Origin of the sequence: Oceanobacillus sp. FSL K6-0251, from assembly GCF_038004725.1 — a bacterium.
Taxonomy (GTDB): domain Bacteria; phylum Bacillota; class Bacilli; order Bacillales; family Amphibacillaceae; genus Oceanobacillus; species Oceanobacillus oncorhynchi.
Genome location: NZ_JBBORS010000001.1, coordinates 299,504 through 312,500, shown reverse-complemented (window position 1 = coordinate 312,500; position 12,997 = coordinate 299,504). Strand labels below are relative to the sequence as shown.

Here is a 12,997-nt window from a genome sequence, read left to right as displayed (position 1 = left end):
TCTATTTCCCTCCCCGTCACAGCTCAGAATCATGTCAGACGGATTTGCCTATCTGACTTCCTCGCATGCTTGGACGCACATCCATCGGTGCGCACTCCTTATCCTCCTGCGTCCCCCCATTGCTCAAACAATCATGAGGTGGTACAGGAATATCAACCTGTTGTCCATCGCCTACGCCTGTCGGCCTCGGCTTAGGTCCCGACTAACCCTGAGAGGACGAGCCTTCCTCAGGAAACCTTAGGCATTCGGTGAAAGAGATTCTCACTCTTTTTTCGCTACTCATACCGGCATTCTCACTTCAAAGCGCTCCACCAGTCCTCACGGTCTGACTTCGCAGCACTTTGAACGCTCTCCTACCATTGTTCGTAAGAACAATCCGCAGCTTCGGTGATACGTTTAGCCCCGGTACATTTTCGGCGCAGCGTCACTCGACCAGTGAGCTATTACGCACTCTTTCAATGATGGCTGCTTCTAAGCCAACATCCTGGTTGTCTGTGCAACGCCACATCCTTTTCCACTTAACGTATACTTTGGGACCTTAGCTGGCGGTCTGGGCTGTTTCCCTTTCGACTATGAACCTTATCACCCATAGTCTGACTCCCAAGCGTAAGTAACTGGCATTCGGAGTTTGACTGAATTCGGTAACCCGGTAGGGGCCCCTAGTCCAATCAGTGCTCTACCTCCAGTACTCTCTATCTTGAGGCTAGCCCTAAAGCTATTTCGGAGAGAACCAGCTATCTCTGTGTTCGATTGGAATTTCACCGCTACCCACACCTCATCCCCGCATTTTTCAACATACGTGGGTTCGGGCCTCCAGTCAGTGTTACCTGACCTTCACCCTGGACATGGGTAGATCACACAGTTTCGGGTCTACGACCGCATACTCATTCGCCCTGTTCAGACTCGCTTTCGCTACGGCTCCGTGTCTTCCACTTAACCTTGCATACGATCGTAACTCGCCGGTCCATTCTACAAAAGGTACGCCGTCACCCATTAACGGGCTTCGACTACTTGTAGGCACACGATTTCAGGTTCTATTTCACTCCCCTCCCGGGGTGCTTTTCACCTTTCCCTCACGGTACTGGTTCACTATCGGTCACTAGGGAGTATTTAGCCTTGGGAGATGGTCCTCCCGGATTCCGACGGAATTCCACGTGTTCCGCCGTACTCAGGATACACTCCGGAGGAAATTCCTTTTCGATTACAGGGCTGTTACCTTCTTTGGCTGACCTTTCCAGGTCGATTCATCTAAAGAATTTCTTTGTCACTCCAATGGAATGTCCTACAACCCCAAGAAGCAAGCTTCTTGGTTTGGGCTCTTTCCGTTTCGCTCGCCGCTACTCAGGAAATCGATGTTTCTTTCTCTTCCTCCAGGTACTGAGATGTTTCAGTTCCCCGGGTCTGCCTCACCTACCCTATGTATTCAGATAGATGTACTGTTCCATTACGAACAGTGGGTTCCCCCATTCGGAAATCCTCGGATATCATGTTTACTTACAACTCCCCGAGGCATATCGGTGTTAGTCCCGTCCTTCATCGGCTCCTAGTGCCAAGGCATCCACCGTGCGCCCTTATTCACTTAACTAAAGTTTTTGAATAAGATGGCTGATTACAGAATGTAATCAGTTGTGTCGCTATATCAATAGCTTTTTTGCCTTATTTTTAAAGTTTGATGTCGTTGTTACTCTTATTTAGTTTTCAAGGTACAAACTTCCTTTGAGAGAATTGCTCTCTCAAAACTGAACCAAACAACCACGTACGAATTCCGTTATATATCCTTAGAAAGGAGGTGATCCAGCCGCACCTTCCGATACGGCTACCTTGTTACGACTTCACCCCAATCATTCGTCCCACCTTCGGCGGCTGGCTCCAAAAGGTTACCTCACCGACTTCGGGTGTTACGAACTCTCGTGGTGTGACGGGCGGTGTGTACAAGACCCGGGAACGTATTCACCGCGGCATGCTGATCCGCGATTACTAGCGATTCCGGCTTCATGCAGGCGAGTTGCAGCCTGCAATCCGAACTGAGAACGGTTTTATGGGATTTGCTGGACCTCGCGGGTTCGCTTCCCTTTGTTCCGTCCATTGTAGCACGTGTGTAGCCCAGGTCATAAGGGGCATGATGATTTGACGTCATCCCCACCTTCCTCCGGTTTGTCACCGGCAGTCACCTTAGAGTGCCCAACTGAATGCTGGCAACTAAGATTAAGGGTTGCGCTCGTTGCGGGACTTAACCCAACATCTCACGACACGAGCTGACGACAACCATGCACCACCTGTCACTTTGTCCCCGAAGGGAAAACTCTATCTCTAGAGCGGTCAAAGGATGTCAAGACCTGGTAAGGTTCTTCGCGTTGCTTCGAATTAAACCACATGCTCCACCGCTTGTGCGGGTCCCCGTCAATTCTTTTGAGTTTCAGCCTTGCGGCCGTACTCCCCAGGCGGAGTGCTTAATGCGTTAACTTCAGCACTAAGGGGCGGAAACCCCCTAACACCTAGCACTCATCGTTTACGGCGTGGACTACCAGGGTATCTAATCCTGTTCGCTCCCCACGCTTTCGCTCCTCAGCGTCAGTTACAGACCAGAGAGTCGCCTTCGCCACTGGTGTTCCTCCACATCTCTACGCATTTCACCGCTACACGTGGAATTCCACTCTCCTCTTCTGCACTCAAGTCCTCCAGTTTCCAATGCACGTTTGCGGTTGAGCCGCAAGATTTCACATCAGACTTAAAGAACCGCCTGCGAGCGCTTTACGCCCAATAATTCCGGACAACGCTTGCCACCTACGTATTACCGCGGCTGCTGGCACGTAGTTAGCCGTGGCTTTCTGGTCAGGTACCGTCAAGGTACGATCAGTTACTATCGTACTTGTTCTTCCCTGACAACAGAGTTTTACGATCCGAAAACCTTCATCACTCACGCGGCGTTGCTCCGTCAGACTTTCGTCCATTGCGGAAGATTCCCTACTGCTGCCTCCCGTAGGAGTCTGGGCCGTGTCTCAGTCCCAGTGTGGCCGATCACCCTCTCAGGTCGGCTACGCATCGTCGCCTTGGTGAGCCGTTACCTCACCAACTAGCTAATGCGCCGCAGGCCCATCTGTAAGTGACAGCAAAAGCCGCCTTTCAACTTTCCATCAGGTGATAGAAAGTGTTATCCGGTATTAGCTCGCGTTTCCGCGAGTTATCCCAGTCTTACAGGCAGGTTGCCTACGTGTTACTCACCCGTCCGCCGCTCGTTCCACGAACTTCCCTCCGAAGAGTTCCGTTCGCTTCCCGCGCTCGACTTGCATGTATTAGGCACGCCGCCAGCGTTCGTCCTGAGCCAAGATCAAACTCTCCATAAAAGTGTTTGAAACATTAGCTTTCAGAAGTCAACTTCTGACTTATTTTTTAAGAAAAACGAGGTTGTCTTTCTTCTTTCGTACTGGTTGTTTTGTTCAGTTTTCAAAGAGCAATTTGTTTGTCGCTGTTTCAAATTGGCGACTTTATTAATTTATCATATCTGCAATTCGATGTCAACAACTTTTTAAATTCATGTTAGCTGAACGATCGCTCGAATTAGCAACGAGATTAAATTTACCATGCTGAAAATAGAAAGTCAACGATTATTTTAAAATATATCCAAATTAAATAACTTCATACTATGAATCAGTAATTCTATCAAACAGCATATAATGCAACAAAATGCTGATACGCCAGTCTTTCAGTGGTAGTAACTTATATTTAAAACGTTAGATAAATAATAGTTAGTCAAAAACAATTTCGAACGAAACTTTCTTTCCCCAATTCTATTCGAGCTCTTCTTTGATTTAAAAAAAGGTGCCCGATTCTGCTTTTTGTAATAACGAGTATAAGAATCATGCACATTTTCAACGGCTTTTTTGAGGCTAATACAATCAGCTTCTTTGAGGATGGGATAATGAACTCCCGAACCGTTTTATTCGACGCACAGTCATTAAAAAACTGGCCATTCAATTATATTGAAGGGGCTGTCCGTTTTGCAATATCTCATCCCTTATTATTTTTAATTATTTCACTCAACTGAAATATTCCCTTTTCAATTTCATCCAGCGAAGCAAAACCATAGGACAGTCGTACAAATTGTCCTGCTTTTTCCTTATAAATACTTCCTGGATTGATGAGAATCCCTTTGGATAATGCTTTTTCAAATAGCTTTTTCACTTTAAAAGCAGGATTTATTTTCACCCATATAAAGAAGCTGCCTTTTGGAACATCCCAAGTGGCGACAGAACCTAAATATTTTTCCAATGCCTCTAAAGCTCTTTGTCGGCGAATCCTCAGTTGTTTTTGAACTTTTTCGATATGATGTTCATACAAACTGCTGGATAACCATTTCTCTGCTACAAGCTGAGATAATGTACTTGACCCGTAATCTAATTGCATTTTCAAGTCCGCTAACCGGTCAATAACAGGCTCTGGACCGACCAGCCAGCCGATGCGTAATCCAGGACTTAATGTCTTTGATAAGCTTCCAATATATAAGACATTGCCATGACGATCTTTGGCTTTTAATGGTTCTGGAGGTGCGTTATCCATCCATAAATCACGATACACATCATCTTCAATAACAGGAATCTGTTCTCTAATGCAGTATTCCATTAATTCTTCTCTTCTTCTGTCCTCCATTAAGATACCTGTTGGGTTATGAAAGGAAGGTATGGTATATAAAATATTTCTGCCCGTTTCCTTCGTTTGGTAAATAGAATCGACCTTAACGCCCTTGTTATCCATCGGCAACCCCTCGAGATCCATACCGGCTGACTGAAAAACAGATAACGAATAAAGGTAAGAAGGTTCTTCCAAGAATACCGTTGATTTATCCTTTAAAAGGCCAATGGAGATAAGATAGAGGGCTTGAAGCGCTCCAGAAACCACTAAGATGGATGATGGCGACACATCGATACCTCTTTCTTTCAAATAATTACTAATGGCCTCTCGCAGCTTTATATTCCCTTTTGGCTCTTCATACCCGAACGGGGTCAATTGTTTCGAAACTTTTTGGATGATATCCTGCATTTCTTCTAAAGGAAATAACTCTGGTGATAATTCCCCTTTACTTAATTGAATGAAACGATTATCTGATTCCGTTTCATTGATTTCTTGCACTGTAGAGACACTTGCCTTATGAATACCCTGCGTGACATTCCCATTCCAGTTTGTGGAAAGATGGTCTCCCATCAATGTCCATGTGTTATTGGTGACAACAGTCCCTTTTCCTGCTTTTCCTTCTATTAATCCATCTGCCATTAATTCCTCTAACGCTATGATAACCGTACTTCGATTGACTCCAAACATTCTTGCCAAATGACGCTGGCTCGGTATTTGGCTTCCAATCGCCCACTCTCCTTTAGAAATTTTCTCTTTTATAAAATCAATAATGATTTGATATTTGGGCTTTTTCATAGATACTCCTTTTCCAACCCTATTTAAACTGGTTGGATTTTTTCTATTTAAGCTGTTGCAGACATTCTAACACACTCATATTACCATAGGAAACACCGTTCGAAACTGGTTGTACTTAAAATAAATGAGGTGTACTTATGATAAAATCTTTCCATGTAAAAATCGCTTTTGCTCATTTGGTAACCATTATTTTATGGGCATCTGCATTTCCCGGAATCCGAGCTGCTCTGACTGCTTACTCCCCAGAGCATATATCCCTTTTACGATTATTAGTTGGATCATTGATGCTGATTCTTGCAGCTTTTATCAAAAGAATTCGTTTGCCGGAAATCAAAGATATACCCATTATTTTATTATTAGGTTTTCTGGGGTTCTCCGTCTATCAAACAGCACTAAATTATGGGGAACAAACGGTTAGTGCAGGGATTGCAAGTTTATTGGTCTCTACAACACCTATATTCGCTGCATTATTGGCTTTATTATTTTTCCGTGAAAAATTTGGCCTGTGGGGATGGATAGGCTCCTTTATCAGTTTTTGCGGGGTAGCTTTTATTGCTTTCGGTGACTCCGCCGGCAGCTTTTCATTTAACGCTGGCATTATCCTTATTTTAATCGCATCCCTTTCAGAAAGTATTTACTTTGTTTTTCAAAATGCTTACTTAAAAAAATATGGTTTTTTCGCATTCACGATATATACGATTTGGGCAGGCACGCTTTTCATGTTGATTTTTATGCCTGGACTTGGAGAGGCAATCATGAACGCGCCAATGGACGCAACACTGGCAGTGGTTTATCTGGGAATTTTTCCAACGGTTATTCCCTACTTCACTTTGGCCTACGTTACGTCCAAAACCGGGGCTTCCGAGGCAACGAGTTCACTTTATTTAACACCAGTGTTTGCTTTCCTTATTGCATGGGTTTGGTTGAATGAGATTCCTCATTTCCTTGCAATCGCGGGAGGCATGATTACTTTATCAGGGGTGTTTATGTCAAATATAAAGAGAGAGGATGAGTTACAGGTTAGCCAGACACCGTTAAAAAATTTATAAAAGCACAAAGAGAGAACCGGAGCTAAACTCAAGTAAACAAGTTTAGCTCCGATTCTCTCTGTTTATTTACAGCCATCCCTCTTGTAAACTCAGACAATGATATAGCGATAAAATCAATGGAGGAATAGCGCCTTATCGATTAGACGGAATTATCTTTTTTCAGACATAGGATATAAAGGATATTCCCATTGGTGCGTACATTCTTCCAGCATATAATATCCGCGTTCCTTGTTTGGCACAATACGCGAGCATTGCTGTGTCGGAATGGCTCCAGCCTCATTCTCATTGGCTATGTCAATCCACTCTTGATTTGCAGCCGCATCATACCGTACTGTTAATGTATTTCCATTCACGGTGATGGTTTGTCCGCCCTCTTTCTTTTCAGCATTATCCATAAACTGCTCTATCGCTTCCTCCAGGTTTTCCGTCTCGTCTGTTTCAGATGAAGGTTGTGTAGAATCTAAATAAACATCCTCCGTCCCTTTCCAAGTATGGAAACGAACAGAATCTGCTGTTAACCACTCTACATTTCCTAACCCCAAAGCATTTTCAGCATTGAAGCTTTCAGACGGATAGTCCCTGCGTCGAGCAACTATGCTAATGGATTGGTCATCCAGTTGTTTGCCGATAAAGCCAAATTTCGTCTTGTAAAAATTATAAGAATAGGTTGTCTCCCCAAGGGTAAAGCTGCGATGCTCGATTACTAGCGACTGCTGATCGTATGGTGAATCGATTTTTGTGTAACTATATTCCATCAACAAAACCATGAAGCCATGAAACAATATGATTGGTATAAAAATAACAAGCCCGGCAATTGTCCATATTTTAGGAAGGTTTGAACGAATAGGGAGCTTTGCACGAAAACCGATTGCAGCAAGAACGATCAGGTTTATAACCATAGGAATAACATATCCAGTTGGTTTTAAAAAAAGAAAATAATAATCGGTACCATGCATCATGATAAGAACCAAATCCATGATTCCTAAAACAAGGAGCGCCCATTTTGTTTTTGTCATAAGATTCCCCGTTCTTAGTTCATTTCTTGTGGAATGGTTTTCTTTTAACCCATTCGCCTTTATCAAAAGATTCTACTGAAACCAATACCCATTTCGCTTATTACGTGATTAATTTAAGCCCGATTACAGAGCATAAAACCATAGCGATAAAAACCATACGCCTCCAGTCTTTTGATTCTCCATAAAATATCATGCCGATAAGTGCGCCGCCGACAACACCAATCCCTGTCCAAATGGCGTAGCCTGTTCCCATAGGGATGAATTGTAAGGAATAACTCAGCAAAGCAAGACTTGAACCAAACCCTAAAATAAGTAGAATGACTGTTTGCCAATTCCGTTTTACAGAGAGCTGATTAATCATGGCAACACCAAATGTCTCCAGTAAGCCTGCGATAATTAAAGTAAACCAAGCCATCAGGATTCAGCTCCTTTCTCTGCCTTATCTGGTGTGACCAATTTCAAACCCATCACTCCAGCTAATAATGTTGCTATGAGAATTGCTTTTTCCCATTTAAACGCTTCTCCAAAGAAAAGAAATCCTGCAATAACAGTACCTGCTGTCCCTAACCCTACAAAAATAGCATAAACCGTTCCTGCCGGCAGTACTTGTGCCGCTGTAATCATTAAATAATTACTAACAATAATACATATAACTGTGCCAGTCCATGTCCAAAAATCATATGCATGCGTTAAACCAATCACCCAAAAAATTTCCAAAAAAGCTGCAACGAATACTTTCATCCAATTTCGATTCACTGCAAACACCTCCACTTTTATTATTTCCAAAAAACGAATTAAAAAAAGCCCTGAGAGGCAACTGTACATACAGCTTCTCCCGGGCTTTTATCCCTCCGTGACACAGTAATTCACTGTGTGTTTTCTCTCGGACCAGACCAGCATTTGATGTGCGGAACCCTAGAAAACATTTTTTTCAACGTAATTTCTTATCATAATAGACGTTTTTTTTCTGCCATAAAAGCTTTCATTTAAAAAACCATATCAAAAAGAAGAAATTGATGCAACATTTTTACATACGTCAACTTTCCCCATCAACAAAGCGCAGCATCCCTCTATCAACCGATATAACATCCTCCTGATTAAAAATAATACAGGCTTTTCCACCAACATATTTATCAGACTCGAACTCCCCAAGAACAGTTACATAGCCTTTTTCAAAAAGATAAACAAGCTGTTTGTCATTTTCCTCCGATTCAAAAGCCGTTAAATCATTATGTAAATACGCTGTTACCGGTTTATCATATAACCGCATGTATCTCTCTTCCTTCCCCTCATTTTGTCCCTTTCTTCCATCGCTTTCTAACACATTTATTCCCCTATTTTGCTGCTTTGTCCCGATATACAAATATAGTAATAGCATTTAATAGGATGGTAACGATAAGCAGAACCGCTGCGGCAGAAACAACAGCACCTGCTGTATCCATCAGAGCAATCCAATCCTCTATTTTTACTAAATGATAGTTATAAGCTAACTGAAAACATAACGAAATAGCACAAGCACTCATGCTCGCAAGGGAAAACGCAGCCCAATTCTTTGGATTGTTTTTATCATATCTTGTGAGAATAATAACAGGAAGTATCCACGCAACGAGTCCAAGCAGAAGACTGCCTATATTAAGTAAACCGATCATAGCTGGTTCCTCTTTTCATTTTTCAAATGGGAGACGGGGCTTCCGTCTTGATATATGGAATAAGTCCACTCGCCATTTTATTACTTCATGTATAAAACATTGATAATCTTTTATTCATAACCGCCCTTAGCATCAGGTAACGCTTTATACGCATCCTTTTCCTTAACAACGCTAAATACATCATCGCGTAATCCGATAAATTCCTTTGTATCTTCAGTCGGTTCACAGTAAGCTCCAGAAACAGAATGTGTTATTGTTTCTCCGTTGACGATAATTTCCCACGCATCCTCTTCATGTGGTTCTACACTGCAAATCGTTCCGTCGACGGGTTCTGGAGTAAACTCTTTTGGTTCTTTTATATTGATTTCTTTCATTTTTTCATAAATTTGGTTCATTTCTTCCTCTGTTAAGCTGATTTCTGCAGTTGCTGTACCATTTTCTATTAAATCCTTCGTCACTGTGCCTTCGAAAGTGTTAATCTCATTATTTTTGCCCACACCAAACTGGATGGAAAAATCAAAGTCATCCGGCATACTTTCCGGCATATTGGCAACCGAATCAACGGGAGTCGTTTCAGGTTCGGGTTCATTTGTTTCCGGTTGACTGCACGCGTATAGAGAAAGCGTAAGCAGCATAAAAAGGAATAACTTCTTCATTAGATATACCCGCCTTTACTAAAGAATAGTATGGTATGCTCACTTATTTCAGTTCCAAAGCAATATTTCCCAAAGCTCCCGATCTTCTATGACTAAGTCATACGGATTTTTTATGTCCAGACAATGAATACTCCTCTTTTTAAAAAGAGCTAAATCTTCTTCGCCATTCCAAGATGTAAAATACTCAACAACTTGACTATTTTGAATTGCTTCGTCCATATAATTGTATAGTATAGTTAAACATTTCTCTTCTTCTGCAGGTCCTTTAATTTGATTGTTCAAAGGAATTTGATTAGCATATGCAGCTGCTTGATGCTTGTATGAAAAATGAGAACTATACGAAAACCTGCGTTTAATTGTGCTATCATAATTATTTTCAATTAAATAATCTTGGCTCATTGAAGTAAAGTCATTTAATTAATAATAGCCTATCAAAGATATAGATTAATAATCTGACATTTTAATATCCTTATTCGAACATTCACTGCAAATCACAGGAACGTTCTCCCACTCAAAACTTTTTCTAGGCATTGTTTGCGTCTTCAAATGGCTGGGAGGGAAATTCCACTTTATCCAGCACTTTTCACCTGTTTCTATGATTTTATCGCAATGATCACAATGGAATTTTTTATCTTTATTATTATACATAATGAAGCCGCTCCTCTCTATGGCGTCCTTTGGTTAAGAAAAATGATCCGCATTTATTTTCATCCTTTAGAAACTCCAAGGTGCTTCTATTGGTGTCTTGCTTAGAAGTCTTCCTGCGTATTATCGTATTCATTGCATTCGCTTCTCAACAAATAACAAAATTAATGTTGCTATCGGGCCTAATACAAGGGAAAGCAAGAACCAATTTAACCCTGTCCGATTCTTTCCCTGTGCAAGTCCGGCATTTATCAATGCCAGTGTGCCCCATCCTACAAAATATTGGTTATCCATCATTGATCCTCCCCTCTAAAATAATCAGCACATCAGCTGCCAACAACACACCACACTTTATTATTGTCATCACGTTCTCCTAAAATCCTATTAATGCATCCCATCCTATGACGGCCTCTTTCCCTCTATGTTAACTGTAGTCATGCTTTGCCTGTCAACTTCATAAGAAGCTGTCCAAGTACCTGATTCCCTCCCCTTTTTCCAGTGTTCTGTAAAGGTGACAATATACGTTTCATCCCCAATTTCTTCTGCATCTGTTTCCTTTGTAATGTGATAGCCTTCCACTGTACCTTCCCATTGTCCAATATTGTCAGGGAAGTCATCTGTTAACGTTCCTTCACCAGAAGTTGCAAAATCAACCGCATCTTCTTTGGTAAATGGGGGCATAGGCGGAGAGGTTACTTCTAAATAACCCCAGCTTATTCCAAGGCAAGCGATTGGGATAATCCAAAAAGGTTTAACGCTCTTTTTCTTCCTCTTTCTTCTGTCTAGCCACTTATCAAACATCCCATAGATGATGGCGGCTGGCATTCCGTATAAGGCAGCCATTCCATCTTGAAAGATGATGCCATTAGCCAGTCCGAAAAAGCCGAGAATCAACACATACAGCCAGTCATGTTGACGAAACCACTTACTTTGCAAATATTCTATTGCTATTGCCACCGCGTTTCCATAAATCAGGATAATCATCCCAATATACAGGGCATAAACGGTAAACCAGCCCATGAATTGATTTCCGCGATGGTATGCAGATTCAAACCCATTTATAAAATGAATAACAATAAACAATGCCGATAGAAAGATGGTGGTCACAAAGGTTGCGCTTAGCTTTCTTAGAAAGAGGCTTTCTAAATTATTTTCCATATGTATTTACTCCTGACGCTTCGTAATTCATTTGAGTTTCACACTGTAAAACCGCATTGCTTTGGGAACACCTTTTATTTCAAAAACGCCCTTCAAAATTAAACGTCTTACGCTATACTCCACAAACACATCGCTAATATATTGATCTAAATAGCAGATCACCTCGCCAATAAGACGTGCTGATAGGATGAATTCCGTATTCTTTTGCTCCTGATGCAGCATTTTTGCTTTGTTGATTATCAAGTCGTCATAATAGCTTTCATCTACACTTTTTATATCTCTATTTTCCCATATCCTCAGAGCTTCTTGTGTAGCAGCTAATGCTTGCCATTTCTGCTCGAATTTTTCCCGCTGCTCTTTGCTTAAAGCAGTTGTCTTACTGCTATTTTGATAAATCAACTGCAGCTTTTCAGACATGATTTCCCCGGTGTGCAACGGATAATTATCCTTTTCTGGAATATTGAATTGTTTTTTATACTGTTTCGTTGTGTTTATAGCGGTTATATCATTCCTTTTATCTCTCAATAAATACAGAACATAGCTTAAAGCAATCTGTTCATGAGCGTTTTCCCCAGTCCAAATGATAATAGACGCCGTTTCAGGGATAGCACTTATCATGGAGAGTGTACGGTTGAAATGATGTCGGTATTCATCTAGATAATCATCATCCAGGAGAAGATGGTTTTTTAGCCATTCCTCCCTGTAGTCAAGTCCCGCTTGATTATGCAACTGCCAAATTGGGCCGATTGAAAAGACATCTGAAAAGGAGATAACCATTTCTTCATCTTGTAATCCCATTTCTTTTAATACCCATTTCAAGCTTCCAGCCGCGGAATCATCAAAGAGGATATGCACAACTTTATCATTGGTACTATTTTTTATTTTTGTTTGGCCTCTTTTGACATTTAGAAAATCATGGTATGTTTTCTTCAAGTCTGCTACAAACTGCTCCTCCGTATATTGGTCTAATTCTTCAAGCATATGGATTCGAAAAAAGGTTTGAAATAAAAGGGACTTCACTTCCTCTTCCCCAGCATGATTAAGGGTTCCTTTTAATTCATCGATCAATGTATCTCCCACCTTTATAGGTTTTATTACGATAGCGCCTATTATCTCTTAATTAAACGTAACTGCTCGATCACATAAGAATTTTTTTCATAATCCTCCATCATTCATTTCAACTATTTCCATACATTCACGTTACACGAAATTGCTTATTGATGTAAATACTTATTAAAAGATAACCTCATACTCCCTTTTCTAACTAATAAAAAATCTTTATAGAACGGATCTGTTTCTATCAATACCCTTGCCTATTTTGCTTGTGCATTTTTAAACCAGCAAAATTGCCCGGCATGCTTTATCCGAGCATGCCGGGTAATTTTTTAGTATGTGTTCAA

At 41.4% G+C, this 12,997-nt stretch carries 12 protein-coding genes, 2 rRNA genes and 1 riboswitch (1 of these 15 only partly in view); of the genes, 1 reads left to right on the top strand and 13 read right to left on the bottom strand.

Annotation, left to right across the window (positions count from 1 at the left end; all coding sequences use genetic code 11):
• The 3 genes from MKY45_RS01655 to pdxR all read right to left on the bottom strand — a co-directional run.
• Positions 1-1,585 (bottom strand): 23S ribosomal RNA (locus MKY45_RS01655) (it extends 1,337 nt beyond the left edge of the window).
• Positions 1,586-1,782: 197 nt separating this feature from the next.
• Positions 1,783-3,344: ribosomal RNA gene (locus MKY45_RS01650) — 16S ribosomal RNA — on the bottom strand.
• The 16S and 23S rRNA genes sit together here, the layout of an rRNA operon.
• A 664-nt stretch (positions 3,345-4,008) precedes the next feature.
• A complete protein-coding gene (gene pdxR / locus MKY45_RS01645; RefSeq protein ID WP_042531097.1) occupies positions 4,009-5,424 on the bottom strand; it encodes a MocR-like pyridoxine biosynthesis transcription factor PdxR in 1,416 nt (471 codons plus the stop codon).
• A 137-nt stretch (positions 5,425-5,561) separates the two neighbouring features.
• On the opposite strand from pdxR, the gene MKY45_RS01640 reads away from it, so the two are divergent.
• Positions 5,562-6,473: a DMT family transporter gene (locus MKY45_RS01640; protein WP_042531095.1), complete on the top strand. Its 912-nt coding sequence runs from the start codon at positions 5,562-5,564 to the stop codon at positions 6,471-6,473.
• Between the two features lie 149 nt (positions 6,474-6,622).
• On the opposite strand, the gene MKY45_RS01635 is transcribed toward MKY45_RS01640, so the two are convergent.
• The 10 genes from MKY45_RS01635 to MKY45_RS01590 form a co-directional block, all read right to left on the bottom strand.
• The gene (locus MKY45_RS01635; protein WP_193064949.1) at positions 6,623-7,489 is read right to left on the bottom strand and encodes a hypothetical protein; all 867 of its coding nucleotides are present in this window, start codon (positions 7,487-7,489) and stop codon (positions 6,623-6,625) included.
• Positions 7,490-7,589: 100 nt separating this feature from the next.
• A complete protein-coding gene (locus tag MKY45_RS01630) occupies positions 7,590-7,904 on the bottom strand; it encodes a DMT family transporter (protein ID WP_193064948.1) in 315 nt (104 codons plus the stop codon).
• The gene (locus MKY45_RS01625) at positions 7,904-8,245 is read right to left on the bottom strand and encodes a DMT family transporter (protein ID WP_319022575.1); all 342 of its coding nucleotides are present in this window, start codon (positions 8,243-8,245) and stop codon (positions 7,904-7,906) included. Before MKY45_RS01625 ends, MKY45_RS01630 begins: the two co-directional genes overlap by 1 nt.
• 74 nt (positions 8,246-8,319) lie before the next feature.
• Positions 8,320-8,419: riboswitch (guanidine-I (ykkC/yxkD leader) on the bottom strand.
• Between the two features lie 106 nt (positions 8,420-8,525).
• Positions 8,526-8,813, bottom strand: coding sequence for a hypothetical protein (locus MKY45_RS01620; RefSeq protein WP_256705530.1), 288 nt, complete (start codon positions 8,811-8,813; stop codon positions 8,526-8,528).
• Positions 8,814-8,823: 10 nt separating this feature from the next.
• Positions 8,824-9,138: a hypothetical protein gene (locus MKY45_RS01615; protein WP_042531090.1), complete on the bottom strand. Its 315-nt coding sequence runs from the start codon at positions 9,136-9,138 to the stop codon at positions 8,824-8,826.
• Positions 9,139-9,248: 110 nt separating this feature from the next.
• Positions 9,249-9,794 carry a hypothetical protein gene (locus tag MKY45_RS01610; protein WP_052484948.1) on the bottom strand — a complete coding sequence of 182 codons (546 nt, stop codon included), beginning with the start codon at positions 9,792-9,794 and terminating at the stop codon, positions 9,249-9,251.
• 48 nt (positions 9,795-9,842) lie between these two features.
• Positions 9,843-10,193 (bottom strand): hypothetical protein, encoded by a 351-nt coding sequence (locus tag MKY45_RS01605; protein ID WP_175297019.1) that lies wholly within the window; start codon positions 10,191-10,193, stop codon positions 9,843-9,845.
• A 378-nt stretch (positions 10,194-10,571) separates the two neighbouring features.
• Positions 10,572-10,736 carry a hypothetical protein gene (locus tag MKY45_RS01600; RefSeq protein WP_175296989.1) on the bottom strand — a complete coding sequence of 55 codons (165 nt, stop codon included), beginning with the start codon at positions 10,734-10,736 and terminating at the stop codon, positions 10,572-10,574.
• A 102-nt stretch (positions 10,737-10,838) separates the two neighbouring features.
• On the bottom strand, positions 10,839-11,597 hold the full coding sequence (locus MKY45_RS01595) for a hypothetical protein (RefSeq protein ID WP_256705528.1): 759 nt from the start codon (positions 11,595-11,597) through the stop codon (positions 10,839-10,841).
• 27 nt (positions 11,598-11,624) lie between these two features.
• Positions 11,625-12,665 carry a DUF1835 domain-containing protein gene (locus tag MKY45_RS01590; RefSeq protein WP_341172400.1) on the bottom strand — a complete coding sequence of 347 codons (1,041 nt, stop codon included), beginning with the start codon at positions 12,663-12,665 and terminating at the stop codon, positions 11,625-11,627.
• Positions 12,666-12,997: the final 332 nt, after the last annotated feature.